Consider the following 25,352-nt stretch of genomic DNA (forward strand, 5'->3'; position numbering starts at 1 on the left):
CACCAGGGAGCCCCCGCGACGGGCGTGCGGCGGGGAACGGGCGCGGGGCGCGTGGCGGACGGCCGCGGGGCGTGCTCCGACGCCTTGGGGAGCGCGTCGAATGACGGGTTGGAGTGGCGGGTACCCGGAAGCAACTAAGACAGGATCTCGTTCGTCTTGAGGGATGTGGAGAGGATGACCGTGCGCCGCGAGGGGGAGCAGGGTACTGCATCACCCGGAAAAAGTTGCGCCGGTTGGGAATTCTGTCCGTATTCCCGTCGTTGATTCGTTATGGACGCGGAAGGCGAGGGGGCGTTCCCGTCCGGATCACGAGAAGACCTCACGACCAACCCACGAGAAGCCAGCCAGAGGTTTCGACCACTTCGCAAGGGAGTGCACGTATGGCAACCCGTGCCGTCGCCCGGCGCTCGGACACCGACAGTGTCGAGACGACGGGCAGTGTCCGGTCCAGCGCAGGCAGCGATGCCACGGAGCGCGACCTCGTCGGGATGTACCTCGACGAGATCGCCCGTACACCGCTGCTCGACGCCGCGAAGGAGGTGGAGCTCTCCCTCGCGATCGAAGCCGGGCTGTACGCCGAGCGCATCCTCGACGGCGAGGAGGAGGCCCCGGCGGACAGTGCGGTCGCCTCGGCCACACCCGAGGAGCTGCGGCGCATCGCCGTGGCGGGCGAGCGCGCCAAGGACACCTTCATCCGGTCCAACCTGCGGCTCGTCGTGGCCGTCGCCCGCCGGTACCCGCGCAGCGGGCTGCCGTTGCTCGACCTGATCCAGGAGGGCAACGCGGGCCTGGTCCGGGCCGTGGAGAAGTTCGACTACACCAAGGGCTTCAAGTTCTCGACGTACGCGACCTGGTGGATCCGCCAGGCGATCACGCGGTCGATAGCCGACCAGTCCCGGACCATCCGCCTGCCCGTCCACCTGGTGGAGGAGCTGGGCCGCATCCGGCGCGTGCAGCGGGAGTTCAACCGCGAGAACGGGCGCGAGCCGGAGCCCGCGGAGATCGCCAAGGAGCTGGGCTCCAGCGCCGAGCGCGTACAGGACGTGCTCGACTGGGCGCGCGACCCGGTGAGCCTCAACATGTCGGTGGACGACGAGGGCGAGACCCAGTTCGGCGACCTGCTGGAGGACACCTCGGCGGCGTCCCCCGAGCAGTCCGTCCTCGTGATGATGCGCCGCGAGGGTCTCGAAGACCTCATCGGCCGCCTCGACCAGCGGACCGCCGCCATCATCAGGGCGCGGTACGGCATCGAGGACGGCCGCGAGCGCACGCTCACCGAGGTGGGCAAGCAGCACGGCCTCACCCGTGAGCGCATCCGGCAGATCGAGAAGCACGCGCTGCTCGAACTGAAGCGGATGGCCAGCGACTCCGGGTTCGACGCGGCGGCCTGACCGGGCCGCCAGGGCCCCGGCGCCGGAGGGCGCCGGGGCTTTGCGCTGCCCGCGTCCGCGGGGCTGTGACACAGGACACACGGGCGCCGGGAAATAACCGGGGACCCCGTATCCGTTTGGGACATTGTCCGCCGCAAGCGGGGAGCCAGTCCCCGATTGCGGACCCGGCGCCGGACGGCGCCCCCGACCGGAGAGGAGCGGCCCATGGGCGGCACGGCCACCGCGACCACCACGGGCACACGGCTGCGCGCCGACGCGCTGCGCAACCGCGAGCGCATCCTCGCCGCCGCGCGGGAGGCCTTCGTCCTGTACGGGACGGACGCCAGGCTCGACGAAATCGCTCGACGGGCCGGCGTGGGCAATGCCACCCTGTACCGGCACTTCCCCGACCGGGAGGCGCTGCTGATCGCGGTGCTCCTGGACGTGAACCACCGCATCATCGACGAAGCCCGCGCGGCGCTGGAGGCCGATTCCGACCCCTTCGAGGCCCTCCACAGGCTGGTGCTCAACGCCGCCGGGGAACGGGTCGGCGGCCTGTGCCCGATGCTCGGGGGCGACGTCGACCCGCGCGATCCGCAGCTCGTCGCGAGCAACGCCCGTATGCACGAGACCGTCCAGCGGCTCGTGGACCGGGCGCACGCCTCGGGGCAGCTGCGGCCGGACGTCGGCTCGGGGGACATCCTCGTCGGCGTCGCCCGGCTCACCTCGCCCGTCCCGGGAACCGACCAGGACGACGAGATGCTGCTGCTGCGGCACCTCCAGATCTTCGTGGACGGGCTGCGCGCGCCGGCGCCCGGGACCCTGCCGGGCGAGAGCCGCTCCCTGGCCGACCTCAAGGAAGAGATCTGCCGGAGCAGCCGCCGCCACTGACTGGGCGGGACGCCGTCGTCCCGGCCACCGCCACCACCGTCTGACTCGCCGCCGAGTCGCCTTCCCACCCCGCGCGGCCCGCGCCGCGCCCCGCCCGCTTCGCTCTGCCGTCGTTTTTCGTTTTCTCCTGATTCGTCACGTATTCAACCATTACGCTTCGTGAGGTACTCGCCCCTATGCCACCGGAAACGGCCGTGAGCCCCGCTCACAGCACCCTCGATCCCAAGCGCTGGAAGGCCCTGATCTTCATCGCGCTGGCGCAGCTGATGGTCGTGCTCGACGGCACGATCGTGAACATCGCGCTGCCCTCCGCCCAGGCCGACCTGGGCATATCCGACGCCAACCGGCAGTGGGTCATCACGGCCTACGCGCTGGCGTTCGGTGGTCTGCTGCTCTTCGGCGGCCGCGTCTCCGACATGTGGGGACGCAGGCGCGCCTTCGTCATCGGCCTGATCGGCTTCGCCCTGGCCTCCGCGCTGGGCGGCGCCGCGCAGAACGAGGCCATGATGTTCGGCTCCCGCGCCCTCCAGGGTGTCTTCGGCGCCCTGCTGGCGCCCGCGTCGCTGTCCCTGCTGACGGTCCTGTTCACCGAGGCCAAGGAGCGCGCCAAGGCGTTCGGCGTCTTCGGTGCCATCGCCGGTGCCGGCGCGGCCGTGGGCCTGCTCCTCGGCGGCGTGCTGACCGACTACATGGACTGGCGCTGGACCTTCTTCGTGAACATCCCGTTCGCCGCCGTGGCCGCCGTGGGCGCGATCCTGACGGTCAACGAGCCCGAGAGCGCCCGCAACCGCTCCCGGCTGGACGTCCCCGGTGTCCTGCTGGCCTCGCTCGGCCTGGTCGCGCTGGTCTACGGCTTCGGCCGCGCCGAGCAGGAGAGCTGGGGCGAGACGTTCACCGTCGCCAGCTTCGTCGCGTCCGGTGTGCTGCTGACGCTGTTCGTGTTCGTCGAGTCGCGGGTGCGTTCGCCGCTGCTGCCGCTGCGCGTGATCTCCGACCGGAACCGGGGCGGCGCCTACCTGTCCCTCGGCCTGGCGATCATCGGTATGTTCGGTCTCTTCCTGTTCCTGACCTACTACCTCCAGATCGTCCGCGGCTACTCGCCGGTGCGGACCGGTGTGGCGTTCCTGCCGATGGTGGCGGGCATGATCATCGGCTCCACGCAGATCGGCGCGCGCCTGGTGATGCGGGTCCCGCCCCGCGCGCTGATGGTGCCCGGCCTGCTGGTCGCGTCCCTGGGCATGCTGATCCTCACCCGCCTCGAACCGGACAGCGCCTACGTCTCGGTCGTCCTGCCCGCCGAGATCCTGCTGGGCCTGGGCATGGGCACCTCGTTCATGCCGGCCATGAGCCTGGCCACCGAGCGCATCCTGCCGACGGACGCCGGTGTCGCCTCGGCGATGGTCAACGTGTCCCAGCAGGTCGGCGGCGCCATCGGCACCGCCGCGCTGAACACCGTCGCGGCCAGCGCGACCGCCTCCTACGCGGTGGCGCACCGTGCGACGGCGACCGACCCGCAGACGCTCGAGTTCGCCTCGATGGTGCACGGCTACACGTCCGCGATCTGGTGGGCGTTCGGCATCCTGGTGGCCGCCGCGGTGACCGCCGCCGTGCTGATCAACAGCAAGGGCCACGGCGCACGGCGCGCCGCCGAGGGCGACGACGTCACCGAGGAGGAGCACGCCGTCCCGGTGCTCGTGCACTGATCCACCCGTGAGACCGAGGCGACAACGCCTCGTCCCTTCCCGAGGCCCCCACGGCTCCCCGCCGCGGGGGCCTCGGGCTGTCCGGGCCCCTCCCCCGCCCCCCACCCTCCCCGCCCACCCCGCCCCTCCGAACCGACCCGCGCCGCCCCGTCCAGCGAACGTTTATAGGACGTCAATACCGCGCGGGCAGGCTGCCCCCATGTCCGGAGGAGAACGACACGAAGGCCCGTGGGACGGATCGGGCCCGGCCGATGTGGTCAGCCACGCCCAGCTGCTCTGGCAGGGCGGTCGCGTGGCCGGGACGCTGGCCCGCCTGGGCGTGGGCGCCGGTGACGCCGTGGCCGTGCAGCTGCCCATGGGGCTCGAATCCATCGCCGTGACGGTGGGGATCATCCAGCTGGGGGCCCGCCGCGTCTCCCTGCCCGTCACCAAGCAGTCCGCCTTCGCCCGGGACCGCGTCCGCGACTCCGGCGCCCGGGTGGCGATCGCCGCCGACGCCTGCCAGGCGGACGGACAGGTGTACCCGGTGAAGGCGGCGCTGGACCGTCTCCTCACGCAGTGCCCGGACATCCACACCGTCCTGGTCGTCCCGCAGCACGCCCGGCCGGTGCCCTGGACGCCCGGCCGCGACCGGTGGTGGCACGAGGCGCTGGCCGAGGGGGCGGAAGCGGCGCCGCCGTATCCTGGCCGTATGAGCAGCGCCCCCTCCCCCCGCCGGTCCGAGGACGCGGCACCGCCCGAGGCCCTCGTCTTCGACGACCCGCTGGAGCGGCGGGCGGCCGACGACACCGACGAGGGCTGGGGCGAGGGACTGCGCGACGACAGCGCCGGGGACCTGGTCCGCTTCCTCAGCGAGAAGCCCCCGCACCACCTCTGAGCCCGGCGCGCCACCCAGGACGCGCACCGTCCCGGGCAGAGCCAGGGGCTCCGCGGCTTCCGCGGCGCCCCCGCCGCCGTCAGGTACGCGCGTCCCGCTACGGCCGCCCGTCGGACGGCTTGTCCAGCGACGCGCCCTGCCCGGGTGCCGTGCGCTGCGCTCCCACCGTGGCGCCGCCCGACCGCTGGGCGATCAGCTCGTCCCGGATCTGGGCGAGCAGTTCCAGCTCCGTCTCGACGGGCGGCTCGGCCGGGGTCTCCACCGGCGCCTTGGCCCGCCGCCGGGCGAGGAAGCGGTTCATGGGCAGGATCATCAGGAAGTAGACGACGGCCGCCGTGATCAGGAAGGTCAGCGAAGCGCTGACGACCGACCCCCAGTGGATGGCCACCCCGTCGATCTGACCCGCCTCGTTCGGCGCGCAGTTCCCGCGCAGACACAAGGTGTAGTCGTCGAGGTTCTGGGTCCCGAAGGCGCCGATCACCGGGTTGATGACGCCCTCCACCACGGCGTTCACGATCCCCGTGAACGCCGCTCCGATCACCACGGCGACGGCGAGTTCGACCACGTTCCCGCGCATCAGGAAGTCCCGGAATCCGCCCATCACCTCGCGGGCCCCGGCCGCCAGGCCCTTGTTCTCGTCGCTCACCGCTGTCCCTTCCTGCCATTCCGCGTCCACTGCGCCGGACACGCTGCATCAGTACGCGGACACCTGTCCAATCGGGCGTCAGCGACACGTTCACCACCGGGCCACCGCCAGCTGGGCCGCGGCCGCCGCGCCCGCCAGGTCCGCGGCCGTGCCGGGGGTCACCGAAAGGACGAGGAGGGTGCCCCCTGGCCCGGCACCGATGTCCCCGGGCGCGGCCTCGGGGACCTCCGCGACCAGGGCGCGGCGCGCCACCACGGTGGCCGGTCCCGGCGTCTGACCAGCGGCGTCGGAGGCCGCGAGCACGTCCACCCGGTCGCCGGGCCCGACGAGCCGGGCCACCGCCGGGTCGGCGACACGGACGGGCACCGAGACCCTGCGGTCGTCAGGGCCCTCCCTGGCGGCCGGGGGCGGCGGTACGGGCGCGGGAGGCGCGGCTCGTACGTCAGTGCCCGGGACGAGGAGCGCGAGGACACCCGCCGCCGCGGCCAGGGCGAGGGCCGCCAGGCGCCGCCGCCCGTGCAGCAGGCGCCGCAGCCGGTGCCGCCCGCCACGGGGTCTCACCGGCGCGAAGGCGGGCACGCCCGTACCGGCCGGAAGGGGAGAACCAGGAGGTCGCCGCACTGCGGGAGAGGGCCCGGCGGGGGTGTCGTCGCCGAAGCCGGTGCCGTCGGAGGGGTCGATGCCGGGGAGGATGGTGTCGGTGGCGGTGGGCCGCTGGAGTGCACGCATGGCCACACCGTGCCCGTTCCGCCGGAATCGTGCCGGAGCCTGTGGACGATGCAGGGGCTGTGGAAAACCTCATCACCCGTACGAGGGACCCCGCAGCCCATCTCAGAGCAGCGAAAAGGCCCGTGCATCAAGCACGGGCCCGGTCCCACCGTACGGCGGGACGCGCGGTCACGGCAGCGCGATCCCCGGGTCCTGCCCCATCAGGGCGTCGGCGCACAGGCAGTCCCGCTCGCCGGTCTCCGGCAGCTTGCCGATCACGTCGAACAGCACCCCGCGCAGCCGCCCGATGTTCTGGGCGAAGACCTCCAGCACCTCCGCGTGCGAGACGCCCTCGCCCACGTCCGCGCCCGCGTCCAGGTCCGTGACCAGCGTGAGGGACGTGTAGCACAGCTCCAGCTCACGGGCGAGGACCGCCTCGGGGTGACCCGTCATGCCCACGACCGACCAGCCCTGGGCCGCGTGCCAGAGCGACTCGGCCCTCGTGGAGAACCTGGGCCCCTCGATCACGCACATCGTGCCGCCGTCCACCGCGTCCCAGTCGTGGGCGCGGGCGGCGGCGAGCGCGGCGGAGCGGCCCACCGGGCAGTACGGGTCGGCGAAGGTCATGTGCACGACGTTCGACCGGCCGCCGTCGGGCAGGGGCTCGCCGTCGTAGAACGTCTGCACCCGGCTCTTGGTGCGGTCCACCAGCTGGTCGGGGATCAGCAGCGTGCCGGGCCCGTACTCGGCCCGCAGACCGCCCACCGCGCACGGCCCGAGGACCTGCCGGACACCCAGGGAGCGCAGCGCCCACAGGTTCGCCCGGTAGTTGATCCTGGCGGGCGGCAGGTGATGCCCCCTGCCGTGGCGCGGGAGGAACGCGACGCGGCGCCCGGCCAGCTCGCCGACGACCAGGGAGTCGCTCGGCGGGCCGTAGGGCGTCTCGACGGTGACCTCGGTCACGTCGTCGAGGAACGAGTAGAACCCGGACCCGCCGATGACGCCGATGTCGGCCGCGGGCAGGCTCATGCGGCGGAGGCCGCGCTGCCCGCGCTCGTGGCGGTCGAGGACGACGACCCGGACGAGCCGGAGCCGCCGGAGGCGGACGACGAGCCGCCCGCCGGGTCGGCCTTCTTCTCCGGCTTGTCGGACTTCGTCTGCGACGAGGAGGCCGGGCTGCTGGACGACGTCGCGTTGCGGCTGTCGTTGCGGTAGAAGCCGGAGCCCTTGAAGACGATGCCGACGGCGGAGAAGACCTTCTTCAGCCGCCCCTGGCACGAGGGGCACACCGTCAGGGCGTCGTCGGTGAACTTCTGCACCACTTCGAGACCCTCGTTGCACGCGGTGCACTGATACTGATACGTCGGCACGTTCATCCTCCTGGCACTCATCCCTCTGGAGTGCTAACCACTCTCCATCGTGCAACATTCCGGCCCTCCAAGTCCACTGCCGCCCCTCCGCGCGGCTCCCCGCCGGCGCCGTCACTCGATGCGCGGCGGGGGTGCGACGGCGTCGGGGGCGGACAGCCAGCCCGCCAGTTTGCCGCCGCGCCCGACCGCGATCAGGCGGCGTTCCACGGCGTCACGGACGGCGTCCGTCGCCACGACCAGCAGTTCGTCCCCGTGGCGCAGCACGGTGTCCTGGCCGGGCACGAAGCTGCGGCCGTCGCGCACCACCAGCGTGACGGCGGCCTGGGGCGGCAGCCGCAGTTCGGCGACCTCCACGCCGTGCATGCGGGATCGCTGCGGGATCGTGACCGAGAGCAGGTGCCCGCGCAGCCGTTCCAGCGGGGCGGACTCGATGTCCACGTCCACGGTCTTCTCGCCGTCCCCCAGCCGCAGCCGCCGGGCGACCCAGGGCAGTGTGGGCCCCTGGAGCAGCGTGAAGACGACGACCAGCACGAAGACGATGCTGAAGATCCGGTCGCTGTCCGGCACGTCCGCGACGACGGGGATGATCGCCAGCACGATGGGCACCGCGCCGCGCAGTCCGGCCCAGGACAGCAGCACCTGCTCGCGCCAGGGGCGGCGGAAGGGCAGGAGGCACAGCAGGACGGACAGCGGGCGGGCGAGCAGGGTGAGGACTCCCCCTACGATCAGCGCGGGGACGAGGTCGTCCCCGAGGGTGTCCGGGTTGACCAGCAGGCCCAGCAGGACGAAGAGCCCGATCTGCGCAAGCCACGCCACCGCGTCGGCGAACCCCCGTGTGGCGGGCCGGTGGGGCAGGCCCGCGTTCCCCAGGAGCACGGCGCAGATGTAGACGGCCAGGAAGCCGCTGCCGTGGAGCAGGGCCGCCGAGGCGTAGGCGAGGACGGTCAGCGAGAGCACGGCGATCGGGTACAGCCCGGCGGCGGGCAGTGCGACGGCGCGCAGTCCGTAGGCACCGGCCTTGCCGACGAGGAGGCCGACGGCCAGTCCGATGGCCAGCTCGATCACCATCTCGGCGGGGAGGACGTACCACTGTTCCGCGGCGCTGTGGGAGCCCAGCTCGGAGAAGCCGACCACCAGGATGACGACCGGGGCGTCGTTGAACCCGGACTCCGCCTCCAGTACGCCGGACAGTCTCCTGGGGAGGGGTACGCGGCGCAGCACGGAGAAGATGGCGGCGGCGTCCGTCGAGGAGACGACGGCGCCCATCACGAGCGCCGACTGCCAGCCGAGCCCCACGAGGTAGTGGGCCGCGGCGGCCGTGATCCCGACGCTGACGCCGACGCCGGCGGTCGCGAGGACGGCGGCGACGGGGAGGGCGGGCCTGATGTCCTGCCAGCGCGTGCCGAGGCCGCCCTCGGCGAGGATGACGACGAGGGCGGCGTAGCCGATCACCTGGGTCAGCTCGACGTCGCTGAACTCGACGCCGATGCCGTCCGAGCCGAGGGCGACGCCGATCGCGAGGTAGAGCAGCAGCGACGGGAGGCCGCTGCGGGACGTGAGGCGGACGGCGGTGACGGCGACCAGCAGGACGAGGGTGGCGGCCAGCAGCAGTTCGTTGAGGTGGTCGACGGTCAGGGGCGGGTCCTCTCCTCGGAGCGCTGACAGCGGGGAAATGGGGTAATTCGCGCCATGTGCCGCGAATTTACCATCATATGATCGCGGCGAATCGGGCGGCTGACTCCCCGTAGGCTCACCTCAGTGGCCGTATGTCTATGGTTGCTTCCCATCGCTCAGCTGCCCTGCGAAGGACAGAAATGCCCGCCAAGAAGCCCAGGCGACGCGGTCGTCTGCTCGTGATCGCGCTCGTCGTCATGCTCCTGGCCGGTCTCGGCTACGGCGCCTACTGGAGTGTCAGTACCGTGCGAGCCTCCTACCCGCAGGTCTCGGGGGAACTCGCGCTCGACGGACTGTCCGCGCCGGTCACCGTGGAGCGCGACGCGAACGGCATCCCGCAGATCTACGCGAGCACCCCGGAGGACCTGTTCCGCGCGCAGGGGTACGTCCAGGCGCAGGACCGGTTCTACGAGATGGACGTGCGGCGCCACATGACCGCCGGGCGGCTGTCGGAGATGTTCGGCGAGGACCAGCTGGAGACCGACGCGTTCCTGCGCACCCTCGGCTGGCACGCGATCGCGCAGCAGGAGTGGGACCAGGAGCTGTCGGAGGACACCCGGGCGTACCTGGAGGCGTTCTCGGCGGGCGTCAACGGCTACCTGGCGACGCACAGCGGGGCGGAGCTGTCCGTGGAGTACGCCGCGCTGGGTTTCGTGAACGACTACGAGCCGGAGGCGTGGACCCCCGTGGACTCGATCGCCTGGCTCAAGGCCATGGCGTGGGACCTGCGCGGCAACATGCAGGACGAGATCGACCGGGCGCTGATGGGCCAGCGGCTCTCCCCCGAGGAGATCGAGGACCTGTACCCGGACTACCCGTACGACACCGCCACGCCGATCGTCTCCGAGCCGGGCGACAACACCGGGGACTTCCCGCCCCTGGACGGCGAGCTGGGCACCATGGGCGCGGAGGAGGCGCTCGACGGCGCGTCGACGCAGCTGGGCGCGCTGTCGCAGACGCTGAGCGAACTGCCCGGCCTGCTCGGCCCCGAGGGCAGCGGCATCGGCTCGAACTCGTGGGTCGTCTCGGGCACGTACACGACGACCGGCGCGCCCCTGCTGGCGAACGACCCGCACCTCTCGCCGTCGCTGCCCGGCATCTGGTACCAGATGGGCCTGCACTGCACCGAGCTGAGCGCGGAGTGCCCGTACGACGTGTCCGGTTTCACGTTCTCCGGCATGCCCGGTGTGATCATCGGCCACAACCAGTCGATCGCCTGGGGCATGACCAATCTGGGCGCGGACGTGACCGATCTGCGCCTGGAGAAGCTCAGCGACGGCAACTATCTGCGCGATGGTGAACAGGTCCCCTATGAGACGCGCTCCGAGACGCTGAAGGTGGCGGGCGGCGAGTCGCGCGAGATCACGATCAGGTCCACGGAGAACGGGCCGATCATCTCCGACCGCCTCGACGAGCTGGCCCAGGTGGGCGACAGCGCGCCGGTCGACCAGTCCGCCCCCGACCGCGGCGACGGGTACGCCGTCTCCCTCACCTGGACCGCGCTGCAGCCGTCCAACACGATGGACGCCGTCTTCGCGCTCGACCGCGCCACCGACTTCGAGGACTTCCGCGCCGCCGCCCGCGACTTCGCCGCCCCCTCCCAGAACATGATCTACGCCGACACCGAGGACAACATCGGCTACCAGGCCCCGGGCGACATCCCCGTACGCGGCCGGGGCGACGGCCGCTACCCGGCGCCCGGCTGGGACTCCGCGTACGACTGGCGCGACGAGTACGTCCCGCAGGACGACCTCCCCTGGGAGATGAACCCCGAGCGCGGCTACATCGTCACCGCCAACCAGGCCGTCATCGACCCCGCCGACGACGCGAACGACGTCTTCCTCACCGAGGACTGGAGCTACGGCACCCGCAGCAACCGCATCGGCGAGCTGATCGCGGAGAAGATCGCCGACGGCGGCAAGGTCTCCCTCGGCGACATGCAGGAGATCCAGCTCGACAACCAGAACGCGATGGCGGAGGAGCTGGTCCCCTACCTCCTCGACATCGAGGTGTCGGACCCGTACGTGCGCGAGGCGCAGGAGCTGCTGGAGGGCTGGGACTTCAGCCAGGACGCGGACTCCCCCGGCGCCGCGTACTTCAACGCCGTGTGGCGCAACCTGCTCAATCTGGCCTTCGGCGAGAAGCTGCCGAAGGAGCTGCGCGTCGAGGGCCAGTGCCTGCGCGTCGCGCCGGCCGACGAGTCGCAGCCGCTCGACGACCTGACGGGCCGCCCGCGGACGGTCGTCGAGTGCGGCGAGCGGTCGCCCGAGACCGCGCAGCCGGACGGCGGCGACCGGTGGTTCGAGGTCGTGCGCGGCCTGCTGGAGGACCCCGACAGCGCCTGGTGGTCCGCTCCCGGGACCGTCGACCAGCCCGCCGCGGAGAACCGCGACGAACTGCTCGCCCGCGCCCTGCGCGACGCCCGCTGGGAGCTGACCGCCGAGCTGGGCAAGGACGTCAGCACCTGGAGCTGGGGCCGCCTGCACCGCCTGATGCTGAACAACCAGACGCTCGGCACGGAGGGCCCGGGCCCGGTGCAGTGGCTGCTCAACCGCGGCCCGTGGAACCTCTCGGGCGGCACCGACGCGGTGGACGCCAGCGGCTGGAACGCGGCGGGCGGCTACGACATCACCTGGGTGCCGTCCATGCGGATGATCGTCAGCCTGGACGACTTCGACGAGTCCCTGTGGATCAACCTGACGGGCGCCTCGGGGCACGCGTACCACGACAACTACACCGACCAGACCGAGCTGTGGGCGCGCGGCGAGTACCTGCCGTGGGCGTACGGGCGGGACGCGGTGGGCGAGCGGTCCGAGCACACGCTGGAGCTGGTCCCCGGCGGGGAGTGACATGCCGGGAACCGGGGGGCGGGCCCGCCCGTTCCCCCGGTGAGCGCCCCGGCGGCTCAGCCCGCCGCGTCCCCGGACCGCCCGCCGGGGAAGCGGAGGACCTCCTCCGGGGTGACCGCCGCGTGGACGAGCTGGTCGTGCGGCTCACGCGGCAGCTCGGCGACCACCTCGTGCCCGTACACCAGGGCCACGAGCGCCGGACGCGTGCCCGCCGCCGCCAGGCGGGCGAGCGCCCGGTCGAAGCTGCCGCCGCCACGGCCCATGCGGACGCCGCGCCGGTCCACCGCCAGACCGGGCAGCAGGACGGTGTCCGCGCGGGTCACGGCGTCGGGGCCCAGGCGCGGGCCGCCCGGCTGGAGCAGCCGGATGCGCCCGGCGTGCTCGGCCTCCACGAGCCGGTCGCGGCCCTCGTACACGGCCCAGTCGAGGTCGTCGTCCGGGAGCAGCACCGGCAGCAGGACGCGTACGCCGCGCTCGGCGAGCGCCGTGAGCAGCTCCGCCGTGCCCGGCTCGCTGCCGACCGAGACGTACGCGGCGACCGTGGACGCGCCCGACACCTCGGGCAGTTCGAGGACACGCCGCGCGAGCGCGCGGGCCGCCTGGGCGATCTCGTCGTCCGCCATCGCAGCGCGCACGGCGAGCAGATCCCGCCTGACCTCCCGTTTCAGCAGGGCCCTCTCATCCATGATCCCCACCCGCTCCCTTCACACACGGTCCCGATTTCCACGCAATCAGATGCCGCCCAAACCTGCTCATAACGCGACGTTCATCCGCAAAGTACTCGGTCCACGCACACTAGATGGATAAAGTGACCGGCATGACGTCACCACGCCCCCGGATCAGCAAGGCTGTCATTCCCGCCGCCGGGCTCGGCACACGGTTTCTCCCCGCCACCAAGGCCACTCCCAAGGAAATGCTGCCGGTCGTCGACCAGCCGGCCATCCAGTATGTGGTGGAGGAGGCGACGGCGGCCGGTCTGACCGACGTGCTCATGATCACGGGACGCAACAAGCGGCCCCTCGAGGACCACTTCGACCGGAATTACGAGCTGGAGGACGCCCTCCGCCGCAAGGGTGACGACGAGCGCCTCTCCCGCGTCCAGGCGTCCACCACGCTCGCCACCATGCACTACGTCCGCCAGGGCGACCCGAAGGGCCTCGGCCACGCCATCCAGTGCGCCGCCCCGCACGTCGGCGACCAGCCGTTCGCCGTCCTCCTCGGCGACGACCTGATCGACCCCCGCGACCCCCTGCTGACGATGATGATCGACTGCCAGGCCGAGCACGGCGGCAGCGTCATCGCGCTGATGGAGGTCGACCCGGAGAACATCCACCTCTACGGCTGCGCCGCCGTCGAGCCCGTCACCGACCGCGTCATGCGCGTCACCGGCCTGGTCGAGAAGCCCGACACCGCCGACGCCCCCAGCAACCTCGCGGTCATCGGCCGCTACGTCCTGCACCCCGGCGTCTTCGAGGTCCTGGCCAAGACCCCGCCGGGACGCGGCGGCGAACTCCAGCTGACCGACGCCCTCCAGGCGATGACCGGCGACTCCGCCCTCGGCGGCCCGGTCCACGGCGTCGTCTTCAAGGGACGCCGTTACGACACGGGCGACCGGGGCGACTATCTTCGGGCCATCGTCCGTCTCGCCTGCGAACGCCCCGACCTCGGCCCCGGCTTCAGGTCCTGGCTGCGCGGCTACGTCGCCGAGGAGATGCCCCGTCTTGACTGACACCTGGTCCGTCGAAGAGCACCTGAACGACATCCTGGCGGCCGTACGGCCCCTGGAGCCGCTCGCCCTCCCGCTCCTCGACGCCCACGGCTGCGTCCTCGCCGACGACGTGCCGGTGCCCGCGCCGCTGCCCCCGTTCGACAACAGCTCGATGGACGGGTACGCGGTGCGGACCGCCGACGTGGAGGGCGCGAGCGCGGAGTACCCGGCCGTCCTCACCGTCGTCGGGGACATCGCGGCGGGACACGGCGCGCCCGCCGCCGTGGGCCCCGGGCAGGCGGCGCGCATCATGACCGGCGCGCCGCTGCCGCCGGGCGCCCAGGCCGTGGTCCCCGTGGAGTGGACCGACGGCGGGCTCGGCGGCGGGCCCGCCGACGCGATGCCGTCCACCGGCGGCCCCGAGGTCCGCGTCCTGCGCCCGGCGCACGCCGGGCAGCACATCCGGGCGCGCGGCAGCGACGCGCGCCCCGGCACCGTCGCGCTCACCGCGGGCACCGTCCTCGGCCCGCCGCAGCTCGGCCTGCTCGCCGCCACAGGACACGCCACCGCCACCGTACGGCCGCGCCCGCGCGTCGTCGTCCTGTCCACCGGCAGCGAACTCGTCCCGCCGGGCCGGCCCCTGGAGCCGGGACAGATCCACGACTCGAACAGCTACCTCCTCACGGCCGCCGCCCAGGACGCGGGCGCCGTCGCCTTCCGCGCCACCGCCGTCGCCGACGACCCGGCGTCGCTGCGCGCCGCGCTCGACGACCAGCTGGCCCGCGCGGACGCGGTCGTCACCAGTGGGGGCGTCAGCGTGGGCGCGTACGACGTGGTGAAGGAGGCGCTCACCGGCTCCGTCGACTTCCGGCGCCTCGCCATGCAGCCGGGCAAGCCCCAGGGATTCGGTCTGCTGGGGCCCGGCCGCGTGCCGCTGTTCGCCCTGCCGGGAAACCCGGTGAGCGCCTACGTGTCGTTCGAGCTGTTCGTGCGCCCCGCGCTGCGCGCCATGGCCGGGCACACCCCCGACGCCCTGCACCGGCCGCGCACCACGGCGCGCCTCGTGGCGGACGGGACGCTGGAGTCGCCGTCCGGCAGACGCCAGTTCCTGCGCGGCGCGTACACCGCCCCCGCTGCGGGCGAACGACTGGGCTCCGTACGCCCCGTCGGCGGCAGTGGCTCGCACCTGGTGGCCGCCCTCGCCCGCGCGGACGCGCTGATCGAGATCCCGGAGGACGTGTCACGCGTGGCCGCCGGTGCCGAGCTGACGGTGCTGCTGCTGAACTGAGCAGAGGGGTACCGTTACTGCTCATGAACACCCCCCATCTCACCCATCTCGACGGCTCGGGAGCCGCCCGGATGGTGGACGTGACCGGCAAGGACGTCACGGACCGCACCGCACGCGCCACCGGCCGCGTCCTGGTGGCGCCCGAGGTGGTGGAACTGCTGCGCGGGGAGGGCGTTCCCAAGGGCGACGCACTGGCCACCGCCCGCATCGCCGGGATCATGGGGGCCAAGCGCACCCCGGACCTGATCCCCCTGTGCCATCCGCTGCCCGTGTCCGGCGTGACCGTGGACCTTGAGGTGACGGACACCGCGGTCGAGATCTCCGCCACGGTCCGCACCACGGGACGTACCGGCGTCGAGATGGAGGCACTGACCGCCGTGGGCGTCGCCGCGCTGACCCTCGTGGACATGGTGAAGGCCGTCGACAAGGCCGCCATGATCACCGACATCCGCGTCGAGGAGAAGTCCGGCGGCAAGTCCGGGGACTGGAGCCGCGCCCGATGACCGCCTACCGCGCGCTCGCCCTCACCGCCTCCAACCGCGCCGCCGCGGGCGTGTACGCGGACACCGGCGGCCCGCTGCTCGTGGCGGCCCTCACCGAGCTGGGCTTCGCCACCGACGGCCCCCGCGTCGTCCCGGACGGCGAACCCGTCGCCGACGCCCTGCGCGCCGCCGTCGCCGAGGGGTACGACGTCGTCCTCACCACAGGCGGCACCGGCGTCTCCCCCACCGACCGCACACCCGAGATGACCCGCGCCGTGCTGGACCGCGAGGTCCCCGGCATCCCCGAGGCGATCCGCGCCGCCGGGGCGGCCGCCGTCCCGACCGCCGCGCTGTCCCGCGGCCTGGCGGGCGTGGCGGGCGGCACCCTGATCGTCAACCTCCCCGGCTCCACGGGCGGGGTACGCGACGGCCTCGCCGTGCTGCGCCCGATACTGCGGCACGCCGTGGACCAGTTGCGCGGCGGCGACCACCGGCCACGGCCGTGAACGCGCACTTCTGGCCCGTGCAGCTCGCGGACGGACCGGTCGGCCTGCGCCCCATCAGGCTGCGCGACCAGACGGCCTGGCGCGAGGTCAACCAGCGCAACCGCGAGTGGCTGCGCCCCTGGGAGGCCACCATCCCGCCGGCGCCCCCCGGTCATCTGCCGCCGCGCAGGCCGACGTTCCGGCAGATGGTGCGTCACCTGCGGGCGGAAGGGCAGGCGGGACGGATGCTGCCGTTCGTCGTGACGTACGACGGGCGGCTCGTCGGTCAGCTCACGGTCGCGGGAATCACCTGGGGATCGATGTGTTCCGGCCACATCGGGTACTGGATCGACCGCGCCGTCGCCGGGCGCGGCGTCATGCCGACGGCGGTCGCGCTCGCGACGGACCACTGCTTCCGCCACCTCGGGCTGCACCGCGTGGAGATCTGCATCCGCCCGGAGAACGGGCCGAGCCGCCGCGTCGTCGAGAAACTCGGATTCCGCCCCGAGGGCGTCCGGCCCCGCTATCTCCACATCGACGGCGCGTGGCGCGACCACCTGGTCTTCGCGCTGACGGCGGACGAGGTGCAGGACGGACTGCTCAACCGGTGGCGCGAAAGCCGTAACGCCCCCCAGAAATAAGACACGCGTTCGAATAAAAGACCCCATTCGAGTCATGGTTGATAACAATCCGAAGAAACACCCGAGATGACGGCCTGATCGTGCGACACACCGTCCTATTTAGCCGCTCCACCCGGGGGAACCCCTCTACGGTGTCACCGTGAGCAGCAGTGGCCTCATCTTCGCAGTGATCGTCGGCGCCTGGGCCGCGTACCTCGTGCCGATGTGGCTCCGCAGGCAGGACGAGCTGAACGAGGCCCGCCCGACGGAACGCTTCAGCACCGCCATCCGGCTGCTGACACGCGGCAGACGCGCCCCCTCTACGGGTGTGGACACCGCGGTCGGCACCGGCGACGACGCACCGGGCGCCCCCCGGGACGCCGCCGTACCCGCGACCGACCCGTCCCTCCCCGCCATCCCGTCGGCGGACCTCCGCTCGTTCGCCGAACCCGTGGCCGAACCGCCCGAGCCGACACCCGCGCCCGGCGCCGTCCAGGCCCGCGCGACCGTCCTGGCCCGCCGGCGCCGTACGACGATGGTGCTCTTCGCCGCCTTCACACTCGGCGGGATCTACGCGCTGTCCGGCGGCGGCTACCTGTGGGTGCCGTGCATCCCGGCCGTCCTGCTGGCCGCGTACATCGTGCACGTCCGCAGGCAGGAGCGGCGGCGTTACGCGGTGGCCGTGGACCGCAGGCGCGCCGAGGAGGCCGCGCGGCGGCTGCGGCAGCGCACGCAGGCGAGCGCCCAGGCGCGGCCGGAGAAGCCGTCGAAGGCGATCGTCGAGCAGACGGACCACGCTGAGTGGGTGGACCAGCAGCGCCGCGCGGCGGCCACCGCGGCGGCCGAGGAGCAGCAGAGCTGGGACCCGGCGCCGGTCCCGCTGCCGACGTACGTGAACGCGCCGGTGGCGCCCCGTACGGCGCGCGGCGTGGACATGGACGCCCCGGACACCTGGAGCGCCGCCCGCTCGACCACGGCGGGCACACCGGCCACCACGCCGCCCAAGGCCCAGCCACCGGGCCCGCAGCGGACGCCGCTCTTCGACCAGTACGCGGACGACGACCACCGCCGGGCCTCCGGCGAATGACGGATTTCGGCCCGGCGCGGGAGTGCTGTAGAGTTTTCCACGCAGCAAGGGCCTGTAGCGCAGCCTGGTAGCGCATCTCGTTCGCAACGAGGGGGTCAGGGGTTCAAATCCCCTCAGGTCCACAGCTGAAGCCCGTTCGCTACACCAGGTAGAACGGCAGACAAGAGGCCCCGCCGACTCCGGTCGGCGGGGCCTCTTGCGTGCGTGCAAGCAGCGAAGTACAGCAACGGGTCCCAAGCTGCCTACCAAGCTTCCGCAACACCTTGCCCGTCGCCTCAGACGGCACGTGCGTGTGCCGGACAATCCGCCCCGACGACCATGCCACCGGCGGCTGGGGCCTGGCGCTCGTCGTCACCTACGCGGACGAGGTACGGGTCAGCGGCGACCACCACGGACACAGCATCACCGCCAAACTCCGCACAGCATGAGACGCAGGACCCGCGAGGGCTTCCGCTCTGAGGCCACCGCACACGACGCCCACGGCCAGCGAACCTTCTTACTGGACCAGCACTCGGCGACCACGGCCCGCCTGGCACTGCGCTGGCTCCACGTGCGGGCGAAGCACATAGCCCACCAACTCGACCCACCCATCGCGCGCCCGGTCTATGGCTGGATCGCCGACCACCTGGCGCAAGAGCGCGTGCTGACCGCGCTGTTCCTCAGCGAGACCTACGCCCACACGATCCACGACGGCGCCCTCACCTACGTCCTGACCGCCTTCCCCGCCCCCGGCACCCGATCCTTCAGGCAGGCACGATGACCGACCAGGAACCCGTACCGTTCCGTCTCCCGGCGGAGGTGGCGGAGTGCTACCGCTACGAAATCTCCGGCGCCATGGACTCGGCGGTTCTCTACTGCCACGACGTCGTTGACCGCCACAGCCACCGCCGCCTATGGACCCCCAAGGGCGACCACCCCGACCACCACGAACTCATCGCCCAGGCCCGCGCCCCAAGCGCCGCATGGTCATCGACTGCGCAGAAACCATCGCCCGAGAGATCGAAACCGACCACCAACGCCACAAGGCCCGCGCCCAACGCCACCGCGAGGCCCGCGAGTAACAACTTTCTCTACGACATCAAGGCGCCGCGCAAGCGCGGCGCGCGGCAGCGGCGGCCCCCGGGCCGCCGCTCCTGTCTCCGCCCCGCCACGGCCCAGGCCCCGTCGCCCGCGCACCAAAAGGCCGCAGCCTGGTGGCGGCGAAAGGGGGTCCGTCGTGGCTGAGGCGACCGGTTCCGCGGCTCTAGGCAGCAAGCCTGGCACGAGCCTCGAAAATCGGGCCCACATCGGGCACTTGCGGGCAGATCCTCAAACCTGCCCGATCCGCCGGCGAGCGTAAGCCTTCCGACCTCTCGCCCCAAGCAAGCTCCCACCAACCGACCTTGTAAAGGTGCCCCCAGCGGGCACCAAGTCTTCGGCGACTCGTGTCAGAGACGACGAGACAACTAGCGGAGGATAGATGCCAAATCGGACCATCTTCTACTGTCGGAAGAACGTCCCGACCGGCTCATTCGTCTCGGGTGGCTCACGGGGGGTTCAAGTTCGAGGACCACGCCGTTACCCTAAGCTGCGGGGGAGGTGAGTAGCGTGGTCGTCCGGGTGCGGGTTGAGCCTGCCGTGCTGCTTTGGGCCGTGGAACGCGCGGGGTGGACGGAGGACACCATCGCCAGGCGAGCACCTCGCTTGAGCGAATGGCTTGCGGGCGCGAAACCAACTCTTAAGCAATTGGAACAATTCGCCCATGCTACACACGCCCCGCTAGGGAATTTCTTTCTTTCCGCCCCGCCGGAAGAACCTGTGCCGATCCCCGACATGCGCACATTCAACAATCGTGTAATCGAGCGCCCTTCGGCCGATCTACTTGACACTATCTACTCATGTCAAGCCCGCCAGGACTGGTACCGGGATTACGCAGCAACGCACGGTCTCCCCGAGGTGGGATTCACGGGCGCAGCCAGCACCTCGCTTCAGCCAGATGTGCTAGCGTCCCAAATTCGGCGAATGCTACGATTCGAGATCAATGAGCGTGGCGAATTCCGCTCGTGGGAAGATGCACTCCGTCGACTCATTGATCGGATCGAGAGCATCGGCGTTCTAGTGGTGGTCAACGGTATCGTTGGGGCCGACACTCACCGCAAGCTGAATCCGGAAGAATTCCGCGGTTTCGCATTAGCCGACTCTTTTGCACCGCTGATTTTCATTAATGGCGCCGACACGAAGGCGGCTCAAATATTCACGATGGTGCACGAGCTTGCTCACATTTGGCTTGGCGAGAGCGCATTGTCCGATGCCCCAATGGCCCGGCGGACAAGCAGCAACGCTGAACTATGGTGCAACCGCGTTGCCGCCGAGATTCTTGTGCCGCTAACCGAAATTCGGCGCGATTATCGGGGTAATCCGTCAGAAGCCGAATTGGAACGCCTAGCGCGAAAATATCGCGTCAGCACTCTAGTCGTCCTCAAGCGGCTCCATGATGCGCGTTTTCTCGACTGGAATGACTATCAAGATCGATATTCGACCGAGCGAGAGCGAATCATCACCGTCATGCAGAATCGACAAGGCGATTCCGGCGGCGGAAATTATTACTATACGCAACCGATCAGGCTTAGCCGAAAATTTGCCCGCGCCGTCATTGCAGACACACTAGAGGGTGGCACCGCATTCCGGGACGCATACCGATTGCTGGGCACCAGAAAGCATCAGACATTTGAAAATCTTGTAACCGAGATTGGAGTTGCCTGATGTATCTGGTGGACTCCAACGTGCTCATCGAAGCCAAGAATCGCTACTACGCCTTTGATATCGCACCTGGATTTTGGGTCTGGCTCGACCACGCTCATGAAAACGCGCTAGCTTGTAGCATTGCTCCGGTGCGCGAAGAGCTGGTGCTTGGTGGCGATGAGCTCGCCACGTGGGCACAAGATCATCCAGGCTTCTTCCGTCCGGTAGACAGCGCAGCCACAACCCAATTCGGACCTTTGACCAGTTGGGCGCACTCCGGCAACTTCACACCGTCGGCGCTTAACGACTTCATTGGCAACACCGCCGACTTCTATCTCATCGCCTACGCGAAAGCCCACAACCACATACTTGTCACCCACGAACAATCTAAACCTGATGCGCGCCGACGCATCATGATTCCCGATGCTTGCATGGCAATGGGTGTCAGATACGCTAACACTTTTGCCATGCTCAGAAGTGTGAACGCCAGGCTAAGCCTCCAACTTCCATGAGGCCGAGTTACCGAGAGCCGCGATCAGGGCTGAGCCAGAGGGCCTTTTCGCCGCCCGAAACAGCCTCATTCCACTGGTGGAGGTGAAAAGCTAGTCCTCACCTCGTCATCCCAGTTTCTATCTCATTTAGCCCCGGACACGGCCGCTCGGCCGAGGGCAGACTCGCCCGCGAGACCGAACCGGCCTATGATGCAGGTGATGGAGCTGCAACAGATCTCCCGGGACCGCTAACCAGCTTGGATAGCGTCCCACAGCTGAATCCGGTTCACTACACCAGGCAGAACGGCAGGCAAGAGGCCGTGCCGCCTCAGGGGCGGCCCGGGCCTCTTGTTCATGTGTGCCTGGCCGATTTTTGTGGCGCTTGGAATGGCTGCTGAGGACCGGGGGCTGTCTCGGTGGCGATTGCCGAAGCCGGATGCTCGGCCATGGGACGATTTTCTTATGATGCGCGCGGGCTTTACCGTGCGCTGTTTCCGGCCGGTTCTGTCGTGTCGGCGATCTCAGCTCAGGAGACCTGCATGGGGGCGGATGCCGAGTCGGAGGGGCGCCTTCATCGCTTGGTCCATTGGTTGAGTGCGGCTGAGCAGGACATCGAGATGTTCCGGTGGTACGCCGGTGAAGCCGCGGATGTGTCGGATGAGACCCGGAGGTTCGCCGTCGACTTTGTCAACGGTCTCGCTGACAGGAGTGTGCTCGGGCCCCCAGGGGCGCCGTGAGGCGTGTGGTGTGTGTCACGGTGAGGTGGGGGTGTGTGGGCTTGGGCTGGAGTCGTACGTGGGGGTTGTGGGCTTACCTTCAGGTGTGGACTTACCGGAGGTAAGTTTCCTGCCTACGGTGGGGCGTGTGACAAAAATTAGTGTCGAGGTGTGGTCGGATCTGATCTGCCCGTGGTGCTATATCGGCAAGCGGCGGCTCGCTGGGGCCTTGGAGCGGTTCGAGTGGCGTGATGCCGTGCGGGTGCGGTGGCGTAGTTATGAGTTGGACCCCGCTACGCCTGGTGGTGTTGACGAGACCATCGCGCAGCGCATGCTGCGGCGGCAGGGAATTCCGCCGGAGCGGGCCGCGCAGTTGCTCGCGCATGTCTCGCGGGCCGCGGCGGACGAGGGGCTTGAGTACGACCTGGAGCGCGCGCGTCCGGTCAACACCCTGGATGCCCACCGGCTGCTCCATCTCGCCGCCGACCAGGGGCTCGCCGACGCCGTGCAGGAACGTCTGATGCGCGCGTACACCCGTGAGGGCGCGCTGCTGTCCGATCACGCCACGCTCGTGCGGCTCGCGGGCGAGGCGGGGTTCGCGGAGGACGCGGCGCGTGCCCTGCTGGCGTCGGACGACCGTACGCGCGAGGTCCGTGAGGACGAGGCGCGGGCCGCCGAGTTGGGCCTGTCGGGCGTGCCGTCGTTCGTGGTGGACGGGCGGTACGCGGTGTCCGGCGCCGAGTCGGCCGATTCCCTGCTCGCCCTGCTGCGCCGTGCCGTCGCCGCCTGACCCGTCGTTCCGAGGAGTCCCCCGTCCCATGAGTACCGAATTGGCGCAGCCCGCCACCTCCGCCCCGCCCGGACGGGAGGCGCGGCTGGGTGTCGTGCTGGCCGTCTGCTGCCTGGCACAGTTCCTGGTGACGTCCAGCGTCGCCGTCGTCAACGTCGCGCTGCCCAGCATGCGGGAGTCCGGGCTCGGCTTCACCGCCGACAGCCTCCAGTGGATCGTCAACGCGTACACCGTCGCGTTCGCGGGCTTCCTGCTGCTGGGCGGGCGGGTCGCCGACTTCTTCGGGCGGCGCCGCGTGCTGCTCGCCGGGGTCCTGGTGTTCACCGTCGCCAGCCTCGCCGCTGGTGTCGCGCCCGGCGCGGGCGTCCTGATCGCGGCGCGCGCCGTGCAGGGGCTCGCCGCCGCTGTGATCGCGCCGACGACCCTGGCCGTGCTGGGGACGAGCTTCACCGATGTGCGCAGCCGCCACAGGGCGTTCGGTGCGTGGGGTGCCGTGTCCGGTGCGGGTGGTGCGTTCGGCGCGCTGGCCGGGGGTGTCCTCACGGACGCGCTGTCGTGGCGGTGGATCTTCTTCGTCAACGTGCCCGTGGGGCTCGTGCTGCTGGCCGGGGCCGCGTGGGTGGTGACCGAACTGCGGCACCACCACGGCGCGGTGCGTGAACTCGACCTGGTGGGGGCCGTCACCGTCACGGCCGCTGTCCTGCTCGCCGTGCTGGGGATCGTGCAGGGCGGGCCCAAGGGCTGGACGTCCGCCGCATCGCTCGGGCCGCTGGTGGCGGGCGTGGTGCTCCTCGCGCTGTTCCTGCTGATCGAGCACCGCTGGGCGCCCAGTCCCCTGCTGCCGCTCGATGTCTTCAAGTCCCGCTCGGTGAGTGCGGCGAACGTCGTGGCGCTCACCAGTGGCGCCGCGCTGTTCGGCACGTTCTACTTCCTGACGCTCTACCTCAGCCAGGTGCGCGACTACAGCCCGCTGCGCACCGGCTTCGCCTATCTGCCGCTCGCTGTGGCGATCATGGTGGCCGCCCAGTTCTGCGCGCCGCTGATCCGGGCGGTGGGGCCCCGAACGACGCTGGTGCTGGGGATGGTCCTCAGTGCCGCCGGCCTGTTCTGGCTCGGGAGGCTCTCCGAGGAGTCGTCCTTCGCCGGCGGCGTGCTCGGTCCGACGCTGGCGCTCGGCCTGGGCCAGGGGATCTCGATGTCCGCCACCGCCATCGCCGGTGTGGCCGGGGTGCCAGCGGAGCGCGCCGGGCTGGCGTCCGGGCTGCTCAACGCGACGCGCCAGCTGGGCGGCGCGGTCGGCCTCGCGGTGCTCGCGGCCGTGGCCACCGCCCGCGTCACCGGCCTCGCGGAGGGCGGAGTGCCCGGTCCGCACGCGTACGCGTCGGGCTACGGCCTCGCGTTCACCGTCGCCGGGGTCCTGGCCCTGGCGGGCGCGCTCACGGCCCTGGCCGCGCCGGGTGGTACGCCGCGGCGGGCCGGCGCCGCGTAGGAGTCGCGGGTGCCCGCCCCGGCGTGGGGCCGGGGCGGGCGCCGCGGGTCAGGAGCAGGGGGAGCCGTTGAGGGCGAGGTTCGTCGGGCCCGCACTGTTGCCGGTGTGGGTGGCCTGGTAGCCGATGTCCACGCTGGCGCCGGGGGCGATGGCCGCGTTGTAGGCGACGTTGCGCGCGCTGACGGTTCCGCCGGTGGCGGTGAAGGTGGCGTTCCAGCCCGAGGTGATGGTCTGGCCAGCCGGGAGGGAGAAGGTCAGCGTCCAGCCGTTGACCGGGGTGGTGCCGGTGTTGGTGAGGGTGAGGGAGCCGGTCAGGCCGGTGTTCCATGTGTTGGTGGTGACGGTCACCGCGCAGTCGGCGTCGCCGGGCGGGTCTTCGGGGTCGCCCGGGTCACCGGGGCCGCCCGGGTCGGTGGGGTCGTCGAGGCCGAAGAAGGTGATGGCCCGCGCGGCCATGCCGCCGGTGGGCAGCGAGTGGCCCACGCCGTTGACGCTGATCGCCTCCACGGGCGCCTGGTCACCCGTGCCGCCGTAGCGCGTACGGGTCCAGGACGGCTGCGGACTGTCCGTCAGCGACGGCGTCTGGCTGACGCCGTGCACGTTGGTCCACTGCTTGATCTCCTCGGCGAAGTTCGGGTACCGCAGTGTGGTGTCGGTGGTGCCGTGCCACACCTGCATGCGGGGGCGCGGACCGTTGTAGCCGGGGTAGGCGGCGCGTACGAGGTCGCCCCACTGCTGCGGGGTGCGCGTCACCTGGCCGTTGGCGCAGGCGCTGTTCCAGCCGGAGCCGTCCGTGGTGGCGAAGCAGCCGAAGGGGACGCCCATGAACGCGGCGCCGGCCTTGAACACATCCGGGTAGTCGCCGAGCAGCACGTTCGTCATCATCGCGCCGGACGACGCGCCGGTGACGTACACGCGGTCGGGGTCGGTGCCCAGGGTGTTCTGTACGTACCTGACCATCGACACGATGCCCACCGGGTCGCTGCCGCCGTCGCGCCGCAGTGCCTGCGGGGAGGAGACGTCGAAGCACTGCCCGCTGCGGGTGGCCGACGGGTAGATGACGACGAAGCCGTAGCGGTCGGCGAGCGAGGCGAACTCGGTGCCCGAGTAGAACGCCGGGCCGGTGCCGGTGCAGTAGTGCACGGCGACCAGGACCGGCGGTTCGTCCTGGACGGTGTCCGGCACGTAGAGGTGCATACGCAGGTTGCTCGGGTTGGCGCCGAAGTTGGTCACCTCGGTCAGGCTGGCGGCGGACGCGGAGGGCGCGTTCACCAGCAGTGCGGCGAACAGGGGAAGCACCCCGGCCAGCAGCGCGGCGCACAGCCTGCGCAGGCGGGTGCGGGGCGTGTCGGACGGGGGTGACGCGGCTCTGGTGGACATCTCGGTG

Annotated in this window: 24 protein-coding genes and 1 tRNA gene; 18 read left to right on the top strand and 7 right to left on the bottom strand. The window is 71.0% G+C overall.

Translation table 11 applies throughout. From position 1 onward, the window contains the following. The first annotated feature begins 380 nt into the window (after positions 1 to 380). The 4 genes from ACIBPC_RS18530 to ACIBPC_RS18545 all read left to right on the top strand — a co-directional run bounded on the left by ACIBPC_RS18530 (position 381) and on the right by ACIBPC_RS18545 (position 4,841). On the top strand, positions 381 to 1,391 hold the full coding sequence (locus ACIBPC_RS18530; protein ID WP_362958444.1) for a sigma-70 family RNA polymerase sigma factor: 1,011 nt from the start codon (positions 381 to 383) through the stop codon (positions 1,389 to 1,391). A gap of 204 nt (positions 1,392 to 1,595) precedes the next feature. Next, the gene (locus ACIBPC_RS18535) at positions 1,596 to 2,261 is read left to right on the top strand and encodes a TetR/AcrR family transcriptional regulator (RefSeq protein ID WP_398845904.1); all 666 of its coding nucleotides are present in this window, start codon (positions 1,596 to 1,598) and stop codon (positions 2,259 to 2,261) included. 176 nt (positions 2,262 to 2,437) lie between these two features. Continuing rightward, positions 2,438 to 3,964 carry an MFS transporter gene (locus ACIBPC_RS18540; RefSeq protein WP_398845907.1) on the top strand — a complete coding sequence of 509 codons (1,527 nt, stop codon included), beginning with the start codon at positions 2,438 to 2,440 and terminating at the stop codon, positions 3,962 to 3,964. A gap of 199 nt (positions 3,965 to 4,163) precedes the next feature. Further along, the gene (locus ACIBPC_RS18545; protein ID WP_398845909.1) at positions 4,164 to 4,841 is read left to right on the top strand and encodes an AMP-binding protein; all 678 of its coding nucleotides are present in this window, start codon (positions 4,164 to 4,166) and stop codon (positions 4,839 to 4,841) included. Between the two features lie 97 nt (positions 4,842 to 4,938). On the opposite strand, the gene mscL is transcribed toward ACIBPC_RS18545, so the two are convergent. From mscL to ACIBPC_RS18570, 5 genes are all read right to left on the bottom strand, one after another. Further along, positions 4,939 to 5,442: a large conductance mechanosensitive channel protein MscL gene (mscL, locus tag ACIBPC_RS18550; RefSeq protein WP_362958671.1), complete on the bottom strand. Its 504-nt coding sequence runs from the start codon at positions 5,440 to 5,442 to the stop codon at positions 4,939 to 4,941. A gap of 135 nt (positions 5,443 to 5,577) precedes the next feature. Beyond that, positions 5,578 to 6,216, bottom strand: a complete 639-nt coding sequence (locus ACIBPC_RS18555; protein ID WP_398845912.1) for an RcpC/CpaB family pilus assembly protein — start codon at positions 6,214 to 6,216, stop codon at positions 5,578 to 5,580. A gap of 168 nt (positions 6,217 to 6,384) precedes the next feature. After that, complete coding sequence (locus ACIBPC_RS18560; protein WP_362958456.1) at positions 6,385 to 7,224, bottom strand: S-methyl-5'-thioadenosine phosphorylase; 840 nt, start codon at positions 7,222 to 7,224, stop codon at positions 6,385 to 6,387. Continuing rightward, positions 7,221 to 7,565 carry an FmdB family zinc ribbon protein gene (locus ACIBPC_RS18565; RefSeq protein ID WP_362958459.1) on the bottom strand — a complete coding sequence of 115 codons (345 nt, stop codon included), beginning with the start codon at positions 7,563 to 7,565 and terminating at the stop codon, positions 7,221 to 7,223. Before ACIBPC_RS18565 ends, ACIBPC_RS18560 begins: the two co-directional genes overlap by 4 nt. Positions 7,566 to 7,676: 111 nt before the next feature. Continuing rightward, on the bottom strand, positions 7,677 to 9,230 hold the full coding sequence (locus tag ACIBPC_RS18570; protein ID WP_398846567.1) for a potassium/proton antiporter: 1,554 nt from the start codon (positions 9,228 to 9,230) through the stop codon (positions 7,677 to 7,679). A 149-nt stretch (positions 9,231 to 9,379) separates the two neighbouring features. On the opposite strand from ACIBPC_RS18570, the gene ACIBPC_RS18575 reads away from it, so the two are divergent. Beyond that, the gene (locus ACIBPC_RS18575) at positions 9,380 to 12,088 is read left to right on the top strand and encodes a penicillin acylase family protein (protein WP_362958462.1); all 2,709 of its coding nucleotides are present in this window, start codon (positions 9,380 to 9,382) and stop codon (positions 12,086 to 12,088) included. Positions 12,089 to 12,144: 56 nt separating this feature from the next. Here ACIBPC_RS18575 and ACIBPC_RS18580 read toward each other — a convergent pair whose 3' ends face one another. Next, positions 12,145 to 12,774, bottom strand: a complete 630-nt coding sequence (locus tag ACIBPC_RS18580) for a 5-formyltetrahydrofolate cyclo-ligase (protein WP_362958465.1) — start codon at positions 12,772 to 12,774, stop codon at positions 12,145 to 12,147. Positions 12,775 to 12,905: 131 nt separating this feature from the next. Here ACIBPC_RS18580 and galU point away from each other — a divergent pair, with 131 nt between their 5' ends. From galU to ACIBPC_RS18645, 13 genes are all read left to right on the top strand, one after another. Further along, positions 12,906 to 13,817, top strand: a complete 912-nt coding sequence (gene galU / locus ACIBPC_RS18585) for a UTP--glucose-1-phosphate uridylyltransferase GalU (protein WP_362958468.1) — start codon at positions 12,906 to 12,908, stop codon at positions 13,815 to 13,817. After that, positions 13,810 to 15,084 (top strand): gephyrin-like molybdotransferase Glp, encoded by a 1,275-nt coding sequence (gene glp, locus ACIBPC_RS18590; RefSeq protein ID WP_398845916.1) that lies wholly within the window; start codon positions 13,810 to 13,812, stop codon positions 15,082 to 15,084. Before galU ends, glp begins: the two co-directional genes overlap by 8 nt. A gap of 23 nt (positions 15,085 to 15,107) precedes the next feature. Further along, entirely contained in the window at positions 15,108 to 15,587 is a 480-nt protein-coding gene (gene moaC / locus ACIBPC_RS18595; protein WP_398845918.1) for a cyclic pyranopterin monophosphate synthase MoaC, read from the top strand. Then, entirely contained in the window at positions 15,584 to 16,072 is a 489-nt protein-coding gene (locus tag ACIBPC_RS18600; protein ID WP_362958477.1) for a MogA/MoaB family molybdenum cofactor biosynthesis protein, read from the top strand. The genes moaC and ACIBPC_RS18600 overlap by 4 nt, the downstream gene beginning before the upstream one ends. Beyond that, a complete protein-coding gene (locus ACIBPC_RS18605) occupies positions 16,069 to 16,692 on the top strand; it encodes a GNAT family protein (RefSeq protein WP_362958479.1) in 624 nt (207 codons plus the stop codon). Before ACIBPC_RS18600 ends, ACIBPC_RS18605 begins: the two co-directional genes overlap by 4 nt. Positions 16,693 to 16,831: 139 nt before the next feature. Further along, entirely contained in the window at positions 16,832 to 17,758 is a 927-nt protein-coding gene (locus ACIBPC_RS18610; RefSeq protein ID WP_362958482.1) for a hypothetical protein, read from the top strand. Between the two features lie 48 nt (positions 17,759 to 17,806). Then, positions 17,807 to 17,880, top strand: a tRNA-Ala gene (locus ACIBPC_RS18615). Between the two features lie 168 nt (positions 17,881 to 18,048). Next, positions 18,049 to 18,186 carry a hypothetical protein gene (locus tag ACIBPC_RS18620; protein WP_398845922.1) on the top strand — a complete coding sequence of 46 codons (138 nt, stop codon included), beginning with the start codon at positions 18,049 to 18,051 and terminating at the stop codon, positions 18,184 to 18,186. Further along, complete coding sequence (locus ACIBPC_RS18625) at positions 18,183 to 18,518, top strand: hypothetical protein (protein ID WP_398845924.1); 336 nt, start codon at positions 18,183 to 18,185, stop codon at positions 18,516 to 18,518. The genes ACIBPC_RS18620 and ACIBPC_RS18625 overlap by 4 nt, the downstream gene beginning before the upstream one ends. 827 nt (positions 18,519 to 19,345) lie before the next feature. Beyond that, positions 19,346 to 20,500: an ImmA/IrrE family metallo-endopeptidase gene (locus tag ACIBPC_RS18630; protein WP_398845927.1), complete on the top strand. Its 1,155-nt coding sequence runs from the start codon at positions 19,346 to 19,348 to the stop codon at positions 20,498 to 20,500. Further along, positions 20,500 to 20,991, top strand: a complete 492-nt coding sequence (locus tag ACIBPC_RS18635) for a DUF4411 family protein (RefSeq protein WP_398845930.1) — start codon at positions 20,500 to 20,502, stop codon at positions 20,989 to 20,991. The genes ACIBPC_RS18630 and ACIBPC_RS18635 overlap by 1 nt, the downstream gene beginning before the upstream one ends. Before the next feature lie 636 nt (positions 20,992 to 21,627). Then, the gene (locus tag ACIBPC_RS18640) at positions 21,628 to 22,476 is read left to right on the top strand and encodes a DsbA family oxidoreductase (RefSeq protein WP_398845932.1); all 849 of its coding nucleotides are present in this window, start codon (positions 21,628 to 21,630) and stop codon (positions 22,474 to 22,476) included. A 28-nt stretch (positions 22,477 to 22,504) separates the two neighbouring features. Further along, positions 22,505 to 23,965: a DHA2 family efflux MFS transporter permease subunit gene (locus ACIBPC_RS18645; RefSeq protein ID WP_398845934.1), complete on the top strand. Its 1,461-nt coding sequence runs from the start codon at positions 22,505 to 22,507 to the stop codon at positions 23,963 to 23,965. A gap of 48 nt (positions 23,966 to 24,013) precedes the next feature. Here the strand turns inward: ACIBPC_RS18645 and ACIBPC_RS18650 are convergent, their stop codons facing one another. Continuing rightward, positions 24,014 to 25,345, bottom strand: coding sequence for a PHB depolymerase family esterase (locus tag ACIBPC_RS18650; protein ID WP_398845936.1), 1,332 nt, complete (start codon positions 25,343 to 25,345; stop codon positions 24,014 to 24,016). Positions 25,346 to 25,352: the final 7 nt, after the last annotated feature.

Source organism: Streptomyces sp. NPDC049879, from assembly GCF_044461265.1.
GTDB lineage: Bacteria > Actinomycetota > Actinomycetes > Streptomycetales > Streptomycetaceae > Streptomyces.